The 20,827-nt window shown below is 46.2% G+C and carries 22 protein-coding genes, 1 riboswitch and 1 other annotated feature; of the genes, 1 reads left to right on the top strand and 21 read right to left on the bottom strand.

Going from position 1 to position 20,827, the window contains the following annotated elements:
* The 15 genes from murB to B5G33_RS07430 all read right to left on the bottom strand — a co-directional run bounded on the left by murB (nt 1) and on the right by B5G33_RS07430 (nt 14,630).
* A complete protein-coding gene (gene murB, locus B5G33_RS07365; RefSeq protein WP_087417229.1) occupies nt 1–915 on the bottom strand; it encodes a UDP-N-acetylmuramate dehydrogenase in 915 nt (304 codons plus the stop codon).
* A 4-nt stretch (nt 916–919) separates the two neighbouring features.
* Nucleotides 920–1,690, bottom strand: coding sequence for a tRNA threonylcarbamoyladenosine dehydratase (locus tag B5G33_RS07370; RefSeq protein WP_087417181.1), 771 nt, complete (start codon nt 1,688–1,690; stop codon nt 920–922).
* 157 nt (nt 1,691–1,847) lie between these two features.
* Entirely contained in the window at nt 1,848–2,204 is a 357-nt protein-coding gene (spoVAE, locus tag B5G33_RS07375) for a stage V sporulation protein AE (RefSeq protein ID WP_087271621.1), read from the bottom strand.
* Between the two features lie 11 nt (nt 2,205–2,215).
* On the bottom strand, nt 2,216–3,229 hold the full coding sequence (locus B5G33_RS07380) for a stage V sporulation protein AD (RefSeq protein WP_087271617.1): 1,014 nt from the start codon (nt 3,227–3,229) through the stop codon (nt 2,216–2,218).
* Nucleotides 3,229–3,705, bottom strand: coding sequence for a SpoVA/SpoVAEb family sporulation membrane protein (locus tag B5G33_RS07385; protein ID WP_191385689.1), 477 nt, complete (start codon nt 3,703–3,705; stop codon nt 3,229–3,231). Before B5G33_RS07385 ends, B5G33_RS07380 begins: the two co-directional genes overlap by 1 nt.
* A gap of 54 nt (nt 3,706–3,759) precedes the next feature.
* A complete protein-coding gene (locus B5G33_RS07390) occupies nt 3,760–4,170 on the bottom strand; it encodes a stage V sporulation protein AB (protein ID WP_087271614.1) in 411 nt (136 codons plus the stop codon).
* Nucleotides 4,167–4,790, bottom strand: coding sequence for a stage V sporulation protein AA (locus tag B5G33_RS07395; protein WP_087271611.1), 624 nt, complete (start codon nt 4,788–4,790; stop codon nt 4,167–4,169). The genes B5G33_RS07390 and B5G33_RS07395 overlap by 4 nt, the downstream gene beginning before the upstream one ends.
* Before the next feature lie 63 nt (nt 4,791–4,853).
* Complete coding sequence (locus B5G33_RS07400) at nt 4,854–5,567, bottom strand: SigB/SigF/SigG family RNA polymerase sigma factor (RefSeq protein ID WP_087271607.1); 714 nt, start codon at nt 5,565–5,567, stop codon at nt 4,854–4,856.
* Nucleotides 5,568–5,575: 8 nt separating this feature from the next.
* Nucleotides 5,576–6,019 (bottom strand): anti-sigma F factor, encoded by a 444-nt coding sequence (gene spoIIAB, locus B5G33_RS07405; RefSeq protein ID WP_087417182.1) that lies wholly within the window; start codon nt 6,017–6,019, stop codon nt 5,576–5,578.
* A gap of 12 nt (nt 6,020–6,031) precedes the next feature.
* Nucleotides 6,032–6,367, bottom strand: coding sequence for an STAS domain-containing protein (locus B5G33_RS07410; RefSeq protein WP_087417183.1), 336 nt, complete (start codon nt 6,365–6,367; stop codon nt 6,032–6,034).
* Between the two features lie 129 nt (nt 6,368–6,496).
* On the bottom strand, nt 6,497–7,987 hold the full coding sequence (locus B5G33_RS07415) for a tetratricopeptide repeat protein (protein ID WP_087417184.1): 1,491 nt from the start codon (nt 7,985–7,987) through the stop codon (nt 6,497–6,499).
* A gap of 11 nt (nt 7,988–7,998) precedes the next feature.
* Nucleotides 7,999–8,148: a hypothetical protein gene (locus B5G33_RS21615; protein WP_164496691.1), complete on the bottom strand. Its 150-nt coding sequence runs from the start codon at nt 8,146–8,148 to the stop codon at nt 7,999–8,001.
* A complete protein-coding gene (locus tag B5G33_RS07420; protein WP_087417185.1) occupies nt 8,141–9,442 on the bottom strand; it encodes a bifunctional folylpolyglutamate synthase/dihydrofolate synthase in 1,302 nt (433 codons plus the stop codon). The genes B5G33_RS21615 and B5G33_RS07420 overlap by 8 nt, the downstream gene beginning before the upstream one ends.
* 395 nt (nt 9,443–9,837) lie before the next feature.
* On the bottom strand, nt 9,838–11,943 hold the full coding sequence (locus tag B5G33_RS07425) for an LTA synthase family protein (RefSeq protein ID WP_087271591.1): 2,106 nt from the start codon (nt 11,941–11,943) through the stop codon (nt 9,838–9,840).
* Nucleotides 11,944–11,984: 41 nt separating this feature from the next.
* Nucleotides 11,985–14,630, bottom strand: coding sequence for a valine--tRNA ligase (locus B5G33_RS07430; protein ID WP_087417186.1), 2,646 nt, complete (start codon nt 14,628–14,630; stop codon nt 11,985–11,987).
* A 98-nt stretch (nt 14,631–14,728) separates the two neighbouring features.
* Nucleotides 14,729–14,953: a binding site (T-box leader), on the bottom strand.
* A gap of 209 nt (nt 14,954–15,162) precedes the next feature.
* On the opposite strand from B5G33_RS07430, the gene B5G33_RS07440 reads away from it, so the two are divergent.
* Nucleotides 15,163–16,251, top strand: a complete 1,089-nt coding sequence (locus B5G33_RS07440; protein WP_087417188.1) for an endonuclease/exonuclease/phosphatase family protein — start codon at nt 15,163–15,165, stop codon at nt 16,249–16,251.
* On the opposite strand, the gene B5G33_RS07445 is transcribed toward B5G33_RS07440, so the two are convergent.
* From B5G33_RS07445 to B5G33_RS07470, 6 genes are all read right to left on the bottom strand, one after another.
* Entirely contained in the window at nt 16,248–17,648 is a 1,401-nt protein-coding gene (locus B5G33_RS07445; RefSeq protein WP_087271582.1) for an MATE family efflux transporter, read from the bottom strand. The genes B5G33_RS07440 and B5G33_RS07445 overlap by 4 nt on opposite strands.
* A 379-nt stretch (nt 17,649–18,027) precedes the next feature.
* Nucleotides 18,028–18,223: riboswitch (cobalamin riboswitch) on the bottom strand.
* A 35-nt stretch (nt 18,224–18,258) separates the two neighbouring features.
* The gene (locus B5G33_RS07450; protein WP_087271579.1) at nt 18,259–18,483 is read right to left on the bottom strand and encodes a small, acid-soluble spore protein, alpha/beta type; all 225 of its coding nucleotides are present in this window, start codon (nt 18,481–18,483) and stop codon (nt 18,259–18,261) included.
* 83 nt (nt 18,484–18,566) lie between these two features.
* On the bottom strand, nt 18,567–18,752 hold the full coding sequence (locus tag B5G33_RS07455) for a PspC domain-containing protein (RefSeq protein ID WP_087271575.1): 186 nt from the start codon (nt 18,750–18,752) through the stop codon (nt 18,567–18,569).
* Nucleotides 18,753–18,767: 15 nt separating this feature from the next.
* A complete protein-coding gene (locus B5G33_RS07460) occupies nt 18,768–19,664 on the bottom strand; it encodes a DUF4097 family beta strand repeat-containing protein (RefSeq protein WP_087417189.1) in 897 nt (298 codons plus the stop codon).
* Nucleotides 19,661–20,473: a DUF1700 domain-containing protein gene (locus B5G33_RS07465; RefSeq protein WP_087417190.1), complete on the bottom strand. Its 813-nt coding sequence runs from the start codon at nt 20,471–20,473 to the stop codon at nt 19,661–19,663. The genes B5G33_RS07460 and B5G33_RS07465 overlap by 4 nt, the downstream gene beginning before the upstream one ends.
* A complete protein-coding gene (locus B5G33_RS07470; protein WP_087417191.1) occupies nt 20,470–20,793 on the bottom strand; it encodes a PadR family transcriptional regulator in 324 nt (107 codons plus the stop codon). Before B5G33_RS07470 ends, B5G33_RS07465 begins: the two co-directional genes overlap by 4 nt.
* Between the last annotated feature and the right edge of the window lie 34 nt (nt 20,794–20,827).

The raw sequence follows: 20,827 nt of genomic DNA on the forward strand, positions 1-20,827 counted from the left end.
CTAAAATTCTCCCAGAAATTTCACTTCTGTTTCTAACTCCACTCCAAATTTATCCCGAACACGCTTCTGTACTTCCCGGATCAGTGTCAGCACATCATTTGCTGTGGCTTTACCAGTATTTACCACAAATCCACAGTGCTTCTCAGATATCTGGGCGCCTCCCACAGAAAAGCCCCTGAGACCTGCATCCATGATCAATTTTCCGGCAAAGTATCCCTCAGGACGCTTAAAGGTGCTGCCGGCACTGGGCATATCCAGCGGCTGTTTCTCTACCCTTCTCTGCTTCAGCTCATCCATCTTTTCTTTGATTTCTTTCCTGTCTCCTGGTTTCAGTTCCAGTGCAGCCGCCAGAACAATATATCCCTTTTCTTTTATAATACTGGTTCGGTAACCTAAATGCAGTTCTTCCTTTTTCAGAGTAAAAATTTCTCCCTGTTCATCCATGACCAGAACTTCCTGGAGAATATCTTTCATCTCTCCTCCATAGGCTCCTGCATTCATTACTACTGCCCCTCCCAGAGTTCCGGGAATTCCTGCTGCAAATTCCATTCCGGTGAGCCCTTCTTCCAGAGCTTCCCCGGCTATTTTGGCAAGACTGGCTCCGGCCTTGGCCCGTATCCGGCATCCTTCTACAAGAATATCGCTGACATTTTTCCAGAGCTGGATCACTACGCCTCTGTATCCCTGATCACTGACCAGAAGGTTGCTGCCATTTCCAAGGATAAAATACTGCAGCTCCTCTTCCCGGCAGATTGCCACTGTCTTCTGTATTTCTTTTGCGCTGTGGGGGCAGAGATAGAAATCTGCAGGACCTCCAATGCGAAAAGTGGTATGTTTTCTCATAGGCTCATTTCTATATACATTATCGCTGCCCAGACAGGCGCAAAATTTATTTTCTATTTTATTATAATCCATTTTCCTATAATAATCCCCTTTTATCATTTTTAAAAACCAGGTCTTTTATGACTTCTCCCGCAATCATAAGGCCTGCCACTCCTGGAACAAAGGACACACTGGCCGGAACCGGCCTTCCTGTACCGCCTCTTGTCTCGGCAGGAGCTTCCTGCTCCTTTTCCTGCTGTCCCTGGCGTCTTTTTCTTTCTTTCGGCAATGGCTCTGTTGAAAAAAGAACCTTTACTTTTTTAATTTTACGCTTCTTCAGCTCTGCCCTCATTACTTTCGCCAGAGGACACACGCTGGTCTTGGAAATATCCGCGATCTGAAAACTGGAAGGATTCAGTTTATTGCCTGTTCCCATACAGGAAATAACCGGAACTCCTGCCTCTTTCGCTTTTTCTATCAGCAGCAGCTTTGCAGACACGGTGTCCACTGCATCCACAATATAGTCATAGGATGAAAAATCAAAAAGATCCGCAGTCTCAGCCCCAAAAAAGGTATCGTATGTATGCACTACCGCATCCCGATTAATATCCATTATCCGCTCTTTGGCCACCTGGACCTTCTTTCTCCCCATGGTAGAACGCAGTGCAACCAGCTGTCTGTTCAGGTTCGTCAAGCTCACTACATCATGGTCCACTAATGTAAGGCTCCCTACTCCCGCCCTTGCAAGAGCTTCTACTACATAAGAGCCTACTCCGCCAATTCCAAACACAGCAATCTTGACCTCTGCCAGTATTCTTAATCCTTCTTTTCCCAAAAGTTCTTCTGAACGTGAGAATGCATGGAGCATCTTCAGTTTCCTCCCGTAAATATAGTTCAAAATCCAGCCGTGTATAAGGGGTTGCCACATGAACCCCTGCTCTATCCGCTCATGTGACAGCCCCTCTTCTCATCACTGACCTTTATACTGCTTTTTATTATACTATCATTTTGAAAAAAAGTATAGCTTAGTTTTTCATCTTAGGTTTAAAAATAAGGCTGGCCAGATATCCGAAAATAAGGGCCGCCGAAATTCCCACCGCACTGGCAGTAAAACCGCCCATAAAAATCCCCAGAAATCCGTGTTCCAGTACTGCTTTTTTCACACCATTAAAAAGTGTGTTTCCAAAGCCCAGCAGCGGTACACTGGCTCCCGCTCCGGCAAAATCAATAAGCCTGTCGTAAATTCCCAGGCTGCCCAGAAATGCCCCTGTACATACCAGAAGCACCATAACTCTCCCCGGAAGCAGCTTGGTCTTGTCCAGAAGGATCTGGACCAGGGCGCAGATAAGTCCACCTACCCAGAATGCCTGAATATATTCCATTTTCTTCTCCTTTAACAATGTTCTACTACTACAGCCTGGGCAATGCCCGGGACACTTTTTCCCTCATTATAGCTGACTTTTGACAGAAGAGCCCCTGTAGGAATAAAAAGAACTCTTTTCCATTCTCCCTTTTCTACTTTCGGAAGGATATAAGAGGCAAATGTAGCTGCGGAACATCCGCATCCGCTTCCCCCGGCATGAGTATCCTGGGTTTCATTGTCAAAAATTTCTATGCCGCAGTCCATATGCTGTCCTTCTATATCAATTCCCTGCTTTTTCAGCAGGTCGAAAAGAATCTTCTGGCCGATTTCTCCCAGGTCTCCTGTAATAATCCTGTCATAATCCTCCGGCTTTCTTCCAAAATCCCTGAGGTTTGCCTCTATGGTGCTGGATGCTGCAGGCGCCATACAGGCACCCATATTATAAGAATCTTTCAGTCCGAAATCTACAATTTTACCAGTAGTGATGCCGGTTATCCTGGCACGGCTTTTTCTGGTTCCCAGAATACAGGCGCCACTTCCTGTTACTGTCCAGGTGGCTGAAAGAGGCCTTTGGCTGCCGTAGGCCAGGGGAAAACGGAACTCTTTTTCCGCACTGCAAAAATGGCTGGAAGTAACTGCACCTACATATTCTCCATATCCTCCCGCTACCGCCATAGATGCCAGAGACAGAGCTTCTCCCATGGTGGCACAGGCACCATACAGACCATATACCGGTCTGTGAAATCCCATGATCCCGAATGATGAGGCTATAGTCTGGGCCAGCAGGTCTCCCGCGTAGATCAGGCGCAGCTTCTCTTTTTCAATCCCGGATTTTTCCATAGCAATGGTAAGAGCATCTTTCTGAAGGGTACTTTCTGCCTCTTCCCAGGATGCACACCCAAAGAGGCCATCCTCTGGTCCAACCTTATCAAAATATTTACCCAGAGGTCCCTCTCCTTCTTTTTTACCCACAACTGACCCGGCGCCCAGAACATATACACTAGTGTCAAATTCTATACTTTGTGTTCCTATGGTATGTCCCATTATACAATCCCCCACATATGAAGAAAATAATAAATCAGTCCCAGAAAAGAAGATACCAGTATTCCGTAAAGAATAACCGGACCGGCGATAGTAAATATCTTACAGCCGATACCGAATACCTGGCCTTCCTTCTGATACTCAATTGCAGGCGCCGCCACAGAATTGGCAAAACCGGTAATCGGCACCAGTGTTCCGGCACCGCCCCATTTAGCCAGTTTTGGATAAATGTTCAGGCCGGTAAAAAGCACACTGAGGAAGACCAGAATCAAAGAAGTCCAGGCCCCTCCTGTCTCTTTATCCATTCCCTGCCATTGACAAAAGTTCATAATGGCCTGTCCCAATGTACAGATAAGACCTCCGCTTATAAAGGCCGCCGCCATATTTTTTGCCAGATTGTGAACTGGGGTTTTCTTTTTTACATATTCCTCATATTGCTTTGCTTTTTTCTTTTCCTGTTCTTCCTGCGACAGTTCCATGGCCTTTGCCCTCCTTGTACTGATATACTGGTAGTATGCGGACTGAGGGCTGTTTTATACACAAAACTGAAGCAGACTGCCTAAAGTTTTTCCGAAAGCTATAGACAGGATAATAAGCCCGGCACCTTCCTTCAGACCCAGATGCCTGGCTGCAATGGCAAATGCATTTACCACTTCTCCCAGGGCAATGATCCAGCTGCCCAGAAAAATCCCGAAAAAAAGGCCTGCAAAAGCAGCTCCTGGATTGCCTATTCGTATAGCAAGATTATATACAGAAATAAGATTTCCTGCTATGCATCCCAGAATCAGAAAATCTTCATACAAAAGAATATGCCTTCCTGTATGAGTAATGCCTGCATATCTGGGAATAATACCCAGTCCTATGATAAAAGCTGACAGGGCTGCAGCAGCCACAGCTCCGCCGCAGAGGCCTGTGATCCCGGTAAGCAGCAGTCCCAGACTCATGTCTTTTTCTCCTTTCCTCCTCTGTTTTTCTCTGCGATCAGTGCTTTGTCCACATCCTCCTCATAGGTTCGCATCTGCACTTCTATGGGAGAAGGATCTTTTGTAGTCTTTCCATGGCCAAAGTGATTGAAAAAAAAGATAACCCCAACGCCAATTCCAATAGAATAGGCCGCTTCCAGGATTGTCCATCCCTGGGGAGTGGTTCCGGTAAGCTGATAATAAAGCCGGGGGAAAAGGGTCTGGATGTCTACATCCGTATTAAACGTCATAATAGAAAAAGCAGCGCCAAAAAAAGATAGTATACATACAAAAGCCGTCTTCATATGGTCTTTCCATCTGCCTCCCGACGGCGATTCCTTATAGGTAACTATGATATTTGCCTCCCCGATGTGAGTCACATCCACATTCTTTTCTTCCCTGGCAACGGCCCTTACCAGATCTACTGCAGAAACCACATATCTTCCCTGGGCCTTTCCCGGTATAATCATAATCCGACGTACCCTGTTCCGGTCCAATACCTTCTGGTCATTACAGGCCAGCTTGGCTACATCACCCAGGCATATCTGGGGACTGTGGACTTCCACGTTTTTTTCTGTTTGAATATACAGCATTTCGCTCATAGAAAACCTCCCTGATTTACTACGAATAGTATCTCTGTTCAGGGAGGAATTATTCCTGTCCGTCTAGAGTTTCTCTCTGAGACGGCTGAGTATTTTTTTCTCCATCCGGGAAACCTGGACCTGAGACAGTCCCATTTTTTCTCCAATATAGGCCTGTGTCTTTTCCTGAAAGAAACGCATATAAATCAATTCCCTCTCTTTAGCGCTGAGGCTTCCCAGGATTTCTTCCAGAAACATTTTGTTCAGGATTTCCTCCTGCTGGCTTTTCTCCTGAGGCAGTTTGTCTTCCAGAGAAATATCGCTGCCGTCACTTTCATAAATGGTTTTCTGAAGAGATTCAATCTGAGCTCCTGACTCCAGGGCCATGACCAGTTCTTCTCTGGATATCCCCACTTCCCTGGCCAGTTCCTCCATGTCCGGTTCCCTGTTGTTTTTCTGCAGAAAAATTTCTCTGGCCCCGTAGGCTCTGGCCGCAGTTTCCTTCAGAGAACGGCTGACTTTCACCATCCCGTCATCCCGAAGATAACGTTTGATCTCCCCTGTGATCATAGGCACTGCATAAGTAGAGAATTTCACATCATAAGAAAGATCAAATTTATCAATGGCTTTCAGAAGTCCGATACTTCCAATCTGAAGCAGGTCCTCCATCTCTACGCCCCGGTTCTGGAATCTCCTGGCAATGCTGTGGACCAGTCCCATATTTTTCTCTACCAGTATATCTCTTGCTTCCTTATCACCTTGGTGCACACGCCCGATAAGGGCAAGGATATCGTCCATACGCCCTCCTATTCAAAAACCGGATTCTGCCGTCCTATAACTTTTTTCATGGTTACCGTAGTCCCCTTTCCGGGAGCTGACTCTACCGTTACCTGATCCATAAAGGCCTCCATAAAGGCAAATCCCATTCCAGACCGGTCCTGTTCCGGCCTGGTAGTATATAAGGGCTCCATAGCCTTTTCTATATCTTCTATCCCTTTCCCGGTATCCTTCACCACCACAGTCAGCTCTCTCTTATTATTCCTGCACTCCACCCGGATTTTTTCCGTGGACGTATCATAGGCATGTACGATACAGTTGGTGATTGCTTCAGAAACTGCAGTCTTAATATCCGCTACCTCTTCCAGTGTAGGATTCAGCTGTGTGCTGAAGGCCGCCACTGCAATACGCACCAGCCCTTCATTACAGGATCTGCTCTCCACTTCTAAGATCATCTCATTTTTATTCTCCATGTTCCTCTCCTCCTATCTTTTCCTGTAATTCCATACGGGTTCCTGGCTGATCTCGATGTGTTTATAAATCCCTGAAAGCTGCATGATCCGCAGTATCCTGTCATTGACATGAATGGCGCTGACTGTGCCTCCGCTGTAGCTCAAAAGTCTTTTTCTTCCCATGATCATTCCGATTCCCGAACTGTCCATAAAATCTGTATTTGAAAAGTCAAAAACCAGCTGCCTGACCGCTCCCCTTTCCAACTCCTGATCTATGGCTCTGGTTATCTGTTCCGCAAAATGATGATCCAGTTCTCGCGGAATATAAATAATAAGCATGGTCCCTCTTTTTTTCATATATTCTTCCATAACCCATTCCCCTTTCTATACTCTCCTCCGATTTTAAAGTCTGTCTCCTTATGTACGGAAAAAGGAGCCTTCCTTCTTTGGAAAGCCCCTTTATCTCAAGGTTTCTCTTATACATCTGTTTATTTCAGATTATTCTTCTGTTGTTCCTTGAACGGCATCTTCATTTCCGGCAGTACTGCTGCTGTCACCCTCATTCTGGGTATCATCTTCACTGTCTGCAGAACTTATTTCATCGCTGTGTGCATCTATATAGTCCTGGGCATCCAAAGCATTCTGGGTTCCCGGATAGTTGTCCACCACCTTCTGATACCAGGCAGCAGCATTTTCCACATCGCCCTTCCCTGCATACGCCTGGGCCAGGTAATACATGGACCTTCTGTCCTGGGTTCCGATATTCACAGCTTTCTGCAGACTCTCGATGGCCGAGTCATAGTCCCCTGCATTTATATAGTTGATTCCTTCATTCCGATACTGCTGCTTCAGCGTATCTCCCACCTGGTTCATGATAGTGTCATAGATGCTCTTCCCTTCTACAGAAAGATTATCCGAATTTACCTCTGCAATGGCATTGGCTGCGTTGGTAAAATTCCCCTGCTGATATTCATCCCAGGATTTTAAAAGGTTTTCATAGTCTGTAGTCTGCTGCTGCGCCGCTTCAATCTGGCTCTGGGCTGTATCCACAGACTCCTGGGAGGCATTCATCTGCTCCTGAAGGCGCTCCAGCTCCGCTGCCTGTGTAGCCATCTGGTTGCTGTAGTCCACCACCTTTTCATTAGCCGCCTCGTTTACATTCTGAGTAATGGCAGGCACTACCAGAAACCAGAGAGCGGCAGCTCCTACAACCAGTCCAAGGATCAGGTTTATCAATGTATTGGTAATGGTCTTTTCCCGGAATTCTGGGGGCTGGATAACAACATCATTTCCCGATTTATAGATCAGACTTCCGTCTTTTCCTTCCCTCACTTTTTCTCTCATGCCGAACCTAGGTTCCAGATTAGTCCTTCTTCCTGTCTGTTCTTCCACTTCTCTCAGAAACCGGAGAGTGGTGGTATTGCTTTTATCTATTTTAGCTGCTGCTTTCAGCTGTCTTCTGGCTTTCTCATACTCTTCCTCATGGATATAGATCAGAGAAAGGAGATGATACCCTTTGATCAGCTTAGGATTGCTGGCCAGCACTTTTTTCAGCTGCAGTTTTGCCATATCTATATTGCCGCTTCTGCAGTATTCCAGGCACTGATTATATTTCTTTATGCTGTTATTTATTTCTTCCAGCCGGTTTCCGTCTTTTTGAAGCTTCTCGATATAGCCTATTGCAACATTATTCTGAGGCATCATATTCTTACTGATTACCCACTGGCTGAGAGCCGCTACCACTTCTCCGGTCTCAAAGTATACCAGTCCGAGGAGATTCCTGGCCTGTATATTCAGTTTGTTCATTTTCAGGCTTCGCTTCAGACAGGTAATGGCTCCTGACAGGTCCCTTACCTGAGCCTTCTCCAAACCCTGATTATAATAAAGGCCTGACAGAGCCCAGGCTTTTTTCTGGGCTGTCACTTTGCATCCACACTTTGGGCAATGGTCAGAGGCGTTTAGCGGCGCGTTGCATATCATACAATTCATAAATTTCACCCCTATTTATCTGAAGTGCTGCTGTTATCTTTTATCATTTCTTTCAGAATATCAATGACATCTGTCAGGTCCTGCCTGTAAATGGCGCCCTCTGCATCATCCACTTCCAGACATGGCTGAAATTTTTTCAGTTCTTCTTCAAAATTAATCATGGAACGTCCTCCTTACATAATCCTTTATCTCCCCTGCAAGATAAAGAGAACCGGCCACAAACATCAGGCCTTTTCCCTTCTGAGCATATGCCCTGTCGAAAGCTTTTCCCGGATCCGGCTCTGCATGAACATCTTCGCATCCCTCTTCTTTAAAAAGCTCTGCAAGTTCTGCTGCCGACTGCTTTCTGCTTCCCCATATCTCTGTAGTCACTACACTGGAGAAATGAAGACCCCTGCAGATTTCATGGATCATATCCCGGAAATCTTTATCTGATACTGTGGAAAACAGTAAAGTAATCGGATAGTCTTTCTGAAAATATTCCACAGTCTCCACAAATTTTGCGATTCCGTCTTCATTGTGAGCCCCATCTACGATCACTCCGGGAAGTATGGTCTCCATTCTTCCCTGCCAGCGGGTATTCCTCATTCCTCGTATCAGAGTATCTTTTTCCAGATGATGGATATTTTTCAAAACTCCCATCGTCTCAAGAGCCAGAGCCGCATTCATCATCTGATACCTGGCGATAAAAGGAATAAACAGTTCCGTTTCTCCATACACTCTGGAATCAGATACAAACTCTATGCCTTCGGGGGTAAAGTCCAGCATTCTCTGATTCTCTTCCTTCATGGCATACCACGGGCATCCCAGGCTTTCTGCCCTGGCTCTTATTACCTCAGCAGCCTCAGGATTATTTCCATCAAAGATCACCGGAACTCCTGGCTTTATGATTCCTGCTTTTTCCCCGGCTATCTGTCCTATGGTATTTCCCAGATATTCCACATGATCCAGACTGATCGATGTGATCACACAGGCTACAGGCTCTCTCACGGAATTGGTGGCATCCAGCCTTCCTCCCAGACCTGTCTCCAGTACAATATAGTCTACTTCTTCTTTTTGAAAAATCAACATGCCCATAAGGAAAAGAAATTCAAAATATGTGGGATGGTATTCTCCTCTCCCTACAAGAGAATCTGACATTTCCTTTACTCTGGAAAAAGCCTCCAGAAAGGTTTCATCAGAAACCATGACCTCATTGATCTGAAAACGCTCGTTGATCTTCATAAGATGAGGAGAGGTAAAGAGTCCGCATTTATAGCCTCCTTCCTCCAGCATGGTGGAAATAAAGGCACAGACACTGCCTTTCCCATTGGTCCCTGCTACGTGTATGATCTTCTTCCCTTTATCGGGACTTCCAAGAAGATCCAGGCACTGTCTGGTATGTTCCAGTTTATTCTTTGTTGTAAACTTTGGTATATCTTCGATATATTGAACCGCTTCTTCATAAGTGAACAAGCCGTATCCCTCCTGTTCTGTGAAATGGTAAGCAGACCCCTCGTCTCTAAAGCATAGCCCGACTGGGCTGCAAGCAGCCCGTCCGTCTCTGTTTTGAGACTTTCCGCTGCTATGAAAGCCCACGGATTGCTCCGCGCTCTGCGCTCCCGCAATCCTATCCATATTCGCAATCCGGCCTACCGGCCTTCTTGCTCATATGGATTAGCGTCTCGAAAACATAGCCGTCCTGGGCTGCAAGCAGCCCGTCCGTCTCTGTTTTGAGACTGGGCTTTCATAATAAAATCACCACTTCTGTTATAATGGTTTGGCCCTGGCGGGCTGCCGGGGTCACTTATCATTATAATGAAGTGGTGATAATATGCAAGCAAATTATGTCGCCTGAGAAAAAAAGCTTTCTATTCTTCCTGGGTCTCTTCTGTCTGAGAATCTGTTTGAGATTCTTCCGCTGTCTGTTCCTGACTGTCTTCTCCCTCATCTGTAATCGGAGTCAGAACGGCCTCCTGGCTGCCTGCTTCAGGCTCGTGATAAATATAGCTTTCTGTTCTGGTCAGGACTCTGTGGGTAGAACTGTTGCTTCTGGTAGCAATATCCACTTCATCTCCATCCTGGAGAAGGTCCGTAAGCACAAGCAGGGTGTTCTCGTCAATAAAGGTAGCTTCTACAAGTTCCCCGTTTATTTCCAGATAAGAAGACTGGGTAAAATTAGCGCCCCGTATATAGTATCTGCCATCTGAAATTTCCTCAATGCCCTCAAACTGGGTATCCACAACACCTAATTTCATAGCTGTTTTTTCATACGGAGTCTCTCCGTCATATACATAGTGCTCTCCGTAGAGGATATCATACTGGAGCATTTCCAGATCTACCTGATAATCCTGTGTATTCTTTCTTGCCTGATGGAAACGGAAAACATTTCCTTCATGGATTCCTACCCGGTCCATAACTTCTGCAGCCATCTGGTAGGCAGCTAAATTCTTATCCTGCTTTTCCAGTCCCATATTATCCCAGATTACATATTCTGTCTGGAAAAGATAACGGTTTTTCACGTCAGTGACTGTAAGATCCATAGTCGGCAGGTGGTCTCCATACATAACCAGTACTACATCTTCATCAATTTGAGAAAGGGCATCGATTAATTCTCCGATGAACTGGTCCATCTCATAAATCTGGTTGCAGTAGTATTCCCATTTATAATCCTGGGCCTCTGTACTGCTGCCGGATACTGTAATCTTTGGATCTTCCAGCACCGGCTCTTCCGGATAGTCTCCATGGCCCTGTACAGAAATAGTGTATACATAATCCGGTCCTTCTGTGGATTCCATAGCCTGAAGAATGTATTTCGTCAGGTTCCGGTCACGGATCCAGTCGTTAGGGTTCGTATCATCCTGTTCTGACATATATTCTGATGAAGTAAAGGTGTCAAATCCCAGATTGGCAAACACACGTCTTCTTCCGTAGAAGTTCGCTTCGTTATTATGGATGGCATGGGTGCCGTATCCTAGTTCCTTAAGTACATAAGCTGCACTTTCACAGGTCTCTGTTTCCAGGATTCCCTTATAAGGATACTCGCCAGGTCCAAAGTAATGCATACTCATTCCTGTGATTGATTCAAACTCTGTGTTAGCCGTACCGGCTCCAACAGAAGGCACTTTATAATATCCGGAAGAATATTCCTCCATCAGTTTCCGGAAGTTCGGAATGGGATCCTCTGAAACATTCAAGTAATTTACCAGGGTAGGATCAAAAAAGGACTCCAGCTGAAGAAAAAGGATATTCGGTCTGCTTTCTCCTGTCTCCGGCAGAGACTCCGTACTCTCTGTGATATCAGCCATAGCCTCCTCTGAATAATCTCTGGGGCAGCTGATTCCTGTGTTAAAAATCGTTGTAGCCAGACAGTAGGGATAACCGTAATCCTCATAAGCAAATGCAATATTTCCAAAATAGTTGGACAGTACCCTTTTTTCCAAAGCCAGCTTTGTGGTTCCTGCAAAGGCCAAAGCTCCCACAATGATCAGGGGAATATTTACTTTATATCGAAGCTTTCCTTTATACTTTGGCCCTTTTATGAACAACAGGACCAGACCCAGCACAGCCAGAACTGCCAGGACAACCACTACCCAGAAAAAGAAAGCTGGCAGATACCGGTCCGCGATCTCAAAGGCATCTGTGATCATATGCAGGTCCGGCCCGGTAAAGGGCGTTACTCTGGTAGTCAGAAGCACGCCATTGATAATACCAAGGCCCATCCAGAAGATGGTAAGGATCACTCTCCAGAAAACTCTTCTTCTGAAAAGATATACGATCAGGGTCGTTGTAAAGATTAAAAATGTGTTATACAGAAAGACCAGAGGCCTCTCTGTCAAAAAATCCATGGCTTCCCATATAGAATGTCTGGAAATCGCTTCTATAAAGAAGTAGCCCACAAATACCGCCAGGAACTGCAGCGGTACAGAAAACATATTCAGATATTTCAGGCATAATACCTTCCTGATTTCTTTCATACTCTCTCTCCTAAACCTCTATGTGGCAGCCCCCCTGCGCATTACTGCAGCTGCGCTAATCTCTCTTTTACCTGTTCCATCATAGCGGTATAGCGTTCCAGTTTGGCCCGCTCTTCGTCAACCTTTGCCTTAGGCGCCTTGCTGATGAAACGTTCATTACCAAGCATGCCGTTTACACGAGCCAGCTCTTTTGTCAGTTTCTCTTCTTCTTTTTTCAGTCTCTCAATCTCTTTTTCCACATCAACCAGTTCTGCAAAAGGCATGTAGATTACTGCCTTAGCTGTAACGGCAGATACCGCATCATCCTCAATGCCTGTCTTATCCTTCTGAACGATTACCTGGCTTGCATGAGCCAGAGGCGCAAAGAAGATTTCTCCGTTTTCAAAGATTTTCCGTATCTTCTCATCCTCGGCTGTTACAAATACCTTCGCTTTTTTGCTTGGAGGAACATTCATTCCTGTGCGTACATTTCGGATGCTTCTTACAGCCTCCTTAATGATTTCTACAGCTTCCTCCTCATTGGCAAAATTCCACTCTTCTTTAAATACCGGCCAGGAAGAGAGCATAATGGATTCTTCCTCTGGATGAAGAGTACAGTAAATTTCCTCTGTAATAAAAGGCATATAGGGGTGCAGCAGCTTCAGGGCATTGCCCAGAACTGTCTTCAAAGTCCAGAGAGCTGCCCCTTTGGTGCTGTCTGTATCGCTGTAAAGCCTTGGCTTCACCATCTCAATATACCAGTCGCAGAATTCTTCCCAGATGAAATCATATACTTTCTGAACAGCAATACCCAGTTCATATTTGTCCATGTTTTCTGTCACATCTTTTGCCAGAGTATTGACTTTGGACAAAATCCACTTATCTGCTCCTGTAAGTTCTGCAAGGTCCATTTCTCCAGGAACTTCTGCTTTTTCCAGGTTCATCATAATAAATCTGGAAGCATTCCATACCTTATTGGCAAAGTTTCTGCTGGCTTCTACTCTCTCCCAGTAGAAACGCATATCATTTCCAGGAGCATTTCCTGTGATCAGAGTAAGTCTCAGTGCGTCTGCACCATACTTGTCGATAACCTCCAGAGGGTCGATACCATTTCCAAGAGACTTGCTCATCTTTCTTCCCTGAGAATCCCTCACTAATCCGTGAATCAGCACATGATGGAATGGTGTCTTTCCAGTCTGTTCCAGACCGGAGAATACCATACGGATTACCCAGAAGAAGATAATATCATATCCTGTTACCAGCACGTCTGTTGGATAGAAGTACTCCATCTCCGGAGTCTTATCCGGCCATCCCAGGGTAGAGAAGGGCCACAGGGCAGAGGAAAACCAGGTATCCAGAGTATCCTCATCCTGGTGGAAATGGGAACAGCCGCATTTCGGGCATTTCTCCGGCATTTCCCTGGCAACTATAGTCTCACCGCATTCGTCACAGTAATAAGCCGGGATCCGGTGTCCCCACCAGAGCTGACGGGAGATACACCAGTCTCTGATATTCTCCAGCCAGTGAAGATAGGTCTTGTCAAATCTCTCCGGTACAAATGTAAGATTTCCTTCTTTTAAAGTATCAATGGCAGCCTGAGCCATTTCCTTCATCCGTACAAACCACTGAGGCTTGATCATAGGCTCTACGGTAGTACCGCAGCGGTCATGGGTTCCTACACTGTGTGAGTGAGGAACTACCTTTACCAGAAGTCCCTGTTCTTTCAGATCTTCCACCATGGCTTTTCTGGCCTCATACCGGCCCATGCCTGCATATTTGCCTCCCAGCTCATTAATGGTGGCGTCATCATTCATAATGTTGATCTCTTCCAGATTGTGACGTTTTCCTACTTCAAAGTCATTAGGGTCATGGGCCGGGGTGATCTTTACACAGCCGGTTCCGAACTCTTTATCTACATACTCATCAGCGATCACAGGGATTTCTCTGTCTGTAAGAGGCAGCTTCAGCATTTTTCCGATGAGATGTTTATATCTCTCATCGTCTGGATTTACAGCTACTGCAGTATCGCCCAGAAGCGTTTCCGGACGGGTGGTTGCGATTTCCACAAACTGTCCTTCTTCTCCTACTACCGGGTAATTGATGTGCCAGAAAAATCCGTCCTGATCCTCATGCTCTACCTCTGCGTCAGAAATAGAAGTCTGGCATACAGGACACCAGTTGATGATCCTGGAGCCTTTATAGATATAGCCTTTCTCATAAAGCTTGATAAATACTTCCTGAACGGCCTTGGAGCAGCCTTCGTCCATGGTAAAACGCTCTCTGTCCCAGTCAGCAGAAGCCCCTAATTTCTTTAACTGATTGATGATCTTTCCGCCGTACTCTTCTTTCCAGGCCCAGGCATGTTTCAGGAATTCTTCTCTTCCGATTTCGTTTTTATCAATCCCCTGCTCTTTTAACTTTTCAATAACCTTTACCTCTGTGGCAATAGCCGCATGGTCTGTTCCCGGCTGCCACAGGGCTTCATAACCCTGCATCCTTTTAAAACGGATCAGGATATCCTGCATGGTCTCGTCCAGGGCATGTCCCATATGAAGCTGGCCAGTTACATTTGGCGGGGGCATCACAATAGTAAAGGGTTTCTTGTCTTTGTTTACTTCTGCGTGGAAATATTTGTTATCCAGCCATTTCTGATAGATGCGGTCTTCCAGACCTTTTGGGTCATAAGTTTTTGCAAGCTCTTTGCTCATAGTCTCCTCCTCTTAGTTATGTCCGGTATTTTATATCCAAAAACTTTTTTGGGAATCTGCATAAAAAATACCCTCCATAACCATCTCATTAAATAGTTACAAAGGGCGACAAAGCCGCGGTACCACCTTTTTTTATCACTCAAAGGTCCTGTAACGGGGACAAACCGGGAAAACCTACCAAATCCCGCCATCCTCAGGTGGTCTCCTTCAGCTCTCCGGTTCAAAAGCTACCTTCCGCCCTTTTTCCTTAAACAATCTTTCAGCCGACGAATTGTTCTCTCTGCAAGTTCCCAGAGCGTACTCCTCTTTCTCATTACCTTTTTCTTTCGATGTCACAGATTTCTCAGCACTGCCTGCTTCCGAAATCCTTACATCTTTTCATTTCATTTATCATAGACATATTGAAAAATTTTGTCAAGATGGGAAATTGTGAATTTTTGCGGAAATTTAACAGAAGATAAACAAAAGATTTTCAAAAGAATGAGATTTTTTCCTTTTCCTATGTTACTATAATTCCATGAGGAGGATGAGCATGAAATCGAAAAAACTTTTACAGAAAACCGGGGAAAAATTCATACTTTCTTGTCTGACCGGGGCTCTGGGGGCTCTTTCCTGGTATACGCTGCGTGAATATCGCCCCCAAAAGGCAGAGTCCCTATCCCCGCCCAAAGGCCGCCGGCTCCTTTCCCCAGCAGATCCATTCCGGCTGCTTACCTGGAATATCGGATTTGCAGGTTTTGACAGTTCCATGGATTTCTTCATGGACGGAGGAAAAATGGTACGCCCCAGAAGTAAAAGTCAGGTTTTCCGAAATATGAAAGAAATTGGAAAAATCCTGACCTCCTGTACAGCCGATGCATATTTTCTCCAGGAGGTAGATCTGGATTCCTCCCGTTCCTATCATATGGATCAGCAGGATTATTTTGAGAAACGTATGGGCCTTCCTGGCGTCTTTGCCTGGAACTATAAGTGTGACTTTATCCCCTTCCCCCTTCCCCCTCTGGGAAAAATGAGCAGCGGCATCAGTACTTTTACAGATTTAAAGGTCCGTTCTGCCCGGCGTCTTGCTCTTCCCGAATCCTTCTCCTGGCCGGTAAAGACCTGTAATCTGAAACGCTGTATTCTTGAAGCCAGAATACCTGTCAAAAGCAGCAGCCGGGAACTGGTACTCCTGAATTTTCATCTGGAAGCCTATGATAAAGGAGAAGGAAAGCTGGCTCAGAGCCGGCTGCTCTCCCAGATCCTTTCCCGGGAATATGAAAAAGGCAATTATGTCATCGCCGGCGGGGATTTCAATCAGATTATAAAAGGAGAGGACAAATATCCTCTCCGTAAAAGCAAGAACTGGACCCCTGGTCTCCTGGAAAAAGACTTTCTTCCGGCCCACTTTTCCATAGCCGCCGATGATACCTGGCCCACCTGCCGGCTTCTGGACCGGCCTTACGACGGTTCTTCAGGGAAGTCCCTGGCATATGTGCTGGATGGGTTCCTGGTATCCGATAATCTGAAGATATCCCGTGTTTCTGTGATAAACACAGATTTTGCATATACGGACCACCAGCCTGTGATCCTGGAAGTGCAGTTTCTGGACAAAAACCCATACTGCCCTCAAAGTCTTTAGGATTTTCCTTTCCCAGATGTTTCTCTATACCCTACTTTGCTGGTCTGCTGGCGGAATAAGAGCAGCAGACCTCTTACGCATAATTCAATACACATTGCAGTCCACACTCCATGAAGTCCCCATTTTTCCACCAACAGCAGAGCCAGTGTAATACGCACGCCCCAAATACTGATCAGATTCAGGATACTGGGGACCAGGGAGTCTCCTGCTCCCCGGAGAGCTCCTGCAGCCACAATGGACACTCCATAAAGGGGCTCTGCAAAAAGCTGTATCCGCAGTACTTCCGCGGCAAGCTGCCGCACCTGAATATCCGGTGTCATCATATGAAAGATCCCAGGACATATGAAAAACATCAGAGATCCCGTTACTGCCATGATTCCGCCTCCCAGAAGCACGGAAAGATTGGAAAAACTTTTTGCAATCTTTTCCCTCCCGGCTCCCAGGCTCTGTCCTACCAGAGCAGTAGCTGCCTCAGCAATCCCATACCCTGGCATATAGCAGAGGCTCTCCGCTGTTACTGCAAAAGAGTTTGCTGCAATAGCCACAGTTCCCAGGGGTGCAATGATCCTGGTAGTAACGATCATAGCCCCACAGACAGCCACATGTTCAAAGGCCAGCGGAGCTCCCACCTGAAAAGCAGTGGTAAAAATCTTCTTATCCATTCCTCCCTTTTCTCCTCTGAATCGAAACACAGGGGAGCGGAAGCAAACCGCCCGGAGCATAAAAATACATACTACAGCCTGAGCAAGGGCTGTTCCTATTGCTGCTCCCAGCACACCGTAGTGCCGTATAAAGATCATATTGAAAACAATGTCCAGAAGACACATACTGGCGTTTAATATACTGGGCGTCCGCATATTTCCGCTGCACTGAAGCATGGAGCCTGCCAGCCGGTTTATCTGCACTGCAGGAAGAGAACATGCATAGACAAAGAAATAGCCTGATGCATCTGTCCAAAGCTCTTCTCCTGCTCCCAGCCATACAGGAAGTTTCCCGCTGATGGCTATTCCCACTGCCATGAGGATAAGGGAAAAACAAAGGGCTGCGGCAAGTCCGTGTTTCAGGATTTTTCTGGCATTGGCCTCTCTGCCCGCTCCAATCTGGTGTGCAGCCTGTACAGAAAAACCTGTAGCCACGCCGCTGCACAGTCCGCTAAGAAGCCAGGTGCTTGTGGAGACAACTCCAATAGATGCTGACGCCTGGGCCCCAAGGTTTCCCACCATTGCCTGGTCAATATACTGCATTAAAATAGAGGTTATCTGAGCCATGATGGCGGGAACGCTCATCTGCCAGACAATCGACAGTTTTTCCCTTCTTGTTATCTCTCCCTTTTGCCGAAAAAAAGCGGCAAGCCGCTCTTCTGGTCTGATTTTTCTCTTTTCTGTATATTCCGTCATTTTATCTGTCTCTTTCTTTTCCTTATCCTGCCCTCAATACACTAAGGACCTCTGTACAAAAAGAAGAGGGCGATAATGACCTCTTCTTTTCATAAATAAGAAATAATATGAAGTTTCCGGCGTTTCTCCCGGTTTTGTCACGATTTCTCTGTCCTGCGGAGGATGTGTATGTTCCGTTTGTTGCGGGAAAACGGATTGGATATACAGGACAACATTTAGAAACCGGGAGAACCGTCTGCCATTTAATCATGCATAATTCTATAAATTCAGGCGTTTACCTTTCGGCACTATTCCATAAAAAATTCCGCCTTCACATGAAAAGCGGAAACATATAGCCCCATCCAGGGCTACAGGGATTTCAAACTTTGCACGGAAGTTTTCACCTTACTGCTATTAAGCAGGTTTCCTGACTTATGGTTCTCCGCTTTGCCTCTCCTTCTCATACTTTCGTACAATGGATTTTGCTGACATTGCTCCCCAAATACAGTGACCGGATCGCTCAGGATTCTCACCTGATTCCCTTTTCACCAGTGTTGTGCGGTCAACGCTGATGCACTCAATAGGTTTATGGAATTATACACTTGTATAATACCACCAGCAGAGATTTGCGTCAAGAAATATTACTGTTTTCATCCACTTTTTCTTTCATCTTTTCCTCTCGTCTTCTCTTGGTCATAAGTCCTCCAATCCGTCCAGTTTCCTTAGCGGACAGACTTTTCCAGCCCCTTTCCAGAACTTTATCCAAAACCCCCAGTTCTTCTGCTATCTCATATTTCAACTGTTCCTCCTGAGGAATCTTGTTTAAATCAATTTTTTCTTCTTTTTTCTTAGACATCAAAAGCCACACTCCTTTTTCTTAGAGTATGGCCCTTTTCTTTCCCTTTATTCAGCTTTTTCTGCTTTCTGTCATATATTCTTCTATTTTGGAATAACAATGGCTGCAATAATATAAGCGATGATCCCGGAGCCAAAACTCATACAGGTCACAATAACCCAGGCAAGGCGGATCAGGGTAGGATCTATGTTAAAATACTCCCCGATCCCTCCGCAGACTCCCGCCAGCATATAATTTACAGAAGAACGATATAATCTCTTATCTGACATGACACATACCCCTTTCTATTGATTCTCAAAGTCTATTCTGATATTTCCTGCACTATTCTCTATATTCATAGTCTTATCTGAAGATATGGCGCCAAAGGTCCCTTCATGAAAGCCATCTACGCTCTCTCCGTCCAGATCCAGAGCGCCGGAGTCCACGCGGACATCTGCCGTGTAGTCCTCCAGTCTGCCGACATATTTTATCCGGAGACGTCCGGCATTGCAGCTCAGTGTGGAATCGTCAGCCTCCAAAAGTTCCACCTCCAGATTACCTGCCGCCACATCTATATCACAGCTCCCGGCCGCAAGTTTTCCTTCTGCTTCCAGGCTTCCTGCGCTGGAGTTCAGGTACAGCTCCTCAAATACCTTAGCCTGAGGGATCTGGATCAGTAAAGACCTGCTGCTGTCCACAAGCCCATCGCTTCTGGATACAGTAAGGACTCCTGTATCAATGTCAAAATCTGCCACATACAGACTAGAATCCAGTCCGGAACCTGAAACCCATATTTTTTCATCCGGAGAGGGCTGTATCCGGATTTCTCCCGCTTCTGCTGTCACATAAAGACTTTTCACCCTTGAAGCCTCAATGCTGCCCCTCTGGCTGGCCTCGGACCAGTCCATATTGCGGACACCGGTTTCATCAGACCAGTCTCTGGTCCAGGATTCTCCTCTTTCCTGCCAGTAATTTTCCCATTCCTCTCCCATCTCTTCCAGATCGTCCAGGTCCGTCAGCCGTTCCAGCCAGTCAGCTCCAAACCAGCGGTTAAAAACATGATTATTTTCTGTGCTTCTTTCCAGGCCGTCCAGAAATGCCTTTGGGGAAGCCCCGAAAAGGATTCCCCCTGCTGTCAGGACTCCTCCTGTGATCAGCATAACAAGAGCTGTGATCAAAGCAATTTTTGTAAACTTTTTCATGAATTTTCACCTCCCCGGATACCTCTGTGCAGGACCCTCTGGATCATATCCACCGCCCAGCGGAATACAGCCGGAAACGCCCGGAAGACCAGCCAGATGAAAGCCAGAAGCAGCAGAATACCAACTGCCGTCATCATAAGAGCCCCTCCCACACAGGCAACTGCCGTAGGGGGAGAAGCCAGCTGGAACACCAGGCTGTGGATCAGAAACATAAGGCCGCCTACAGTCAGGCCGATCCCACCTGCCAGGAGTCCGATGATCCCTCCGATGATTCCTATCAGCAGGCCCAGAGCCCCCATTCCGAAACCAAACACAAAGGGGAGGGCCACTACAGCAAAAATGATCAGCAGGATCCAGCCGGCTCCGCTTCTGGAACGTCTTGGATTCTGTCCGTAATTTCTTCCGTATCCGGCTCTGCTGTAAGGGCCGTCATAGCTGTGCTGCCTTCTCTCCCCCTGGGGATCTCTGTATCTGGTGCCGTCCCAGTTATTTTCTTCCTGGCCGGTTTCAGATCTCTCACTGTTTTCTTTCATTTCCGAAGGTTCCGGCACCTTTTTCTCCTGGAATCTCTCGTCCGTATATCCCGTCTCTGTATATTCTCCGTACTGTATCCCTTCATTTTCCAGATCTGCCCGGATGATGGCCGCTACCTTACCGGGGCTTCCCAGCTCCTGGATCACTTTTCCTTCATTCTCTGCTCCGGCGTCTTCAAAGTAATCCTGATAATATTCCAGAGCCTCCTTTCTCTCAGACTCCGGTATATCCCACAGCAGCCGTTCCAGCTGCTCTAAAAATTCTGTTCTGTTCATTTCAGTTCCCCTCCCTCAAACAATCTGCTGATTTTCGTTGAGTAGCTTTTCCATTCTTCCCTGTATAGATTCATCTGTACCATACCTTTTTCGGTAACTTTATAATATCTCCTGTTCCTGCCTGCGAATTCCCGGTCATAGGTTTCCAGGCATTGGTCCTTTTGAAGCCGTCTCAGAACCGGATACAGGGTGGATTCTGAAACTTCCAGTACCCGGCGCACATCCTGGGTAATCTTATAACCATAGGTCCCCTCCTCCTCTCTGGACACAACTGCCAGAACGATGGCATCCAGAAGGGCTGCACCTGTATTGAAAATCATTTCCTCACCCCTTTGCTATTTCTTATTTAATACT

It is taken from the genome of Blautia sp. An81, from assembly GCF_002161285.1.
GTDB lineage: Bacteria > Bacillota > Clostridia > Lachnospirales > Lachnospiraceae > Blautia > Blautia ornithocaccae.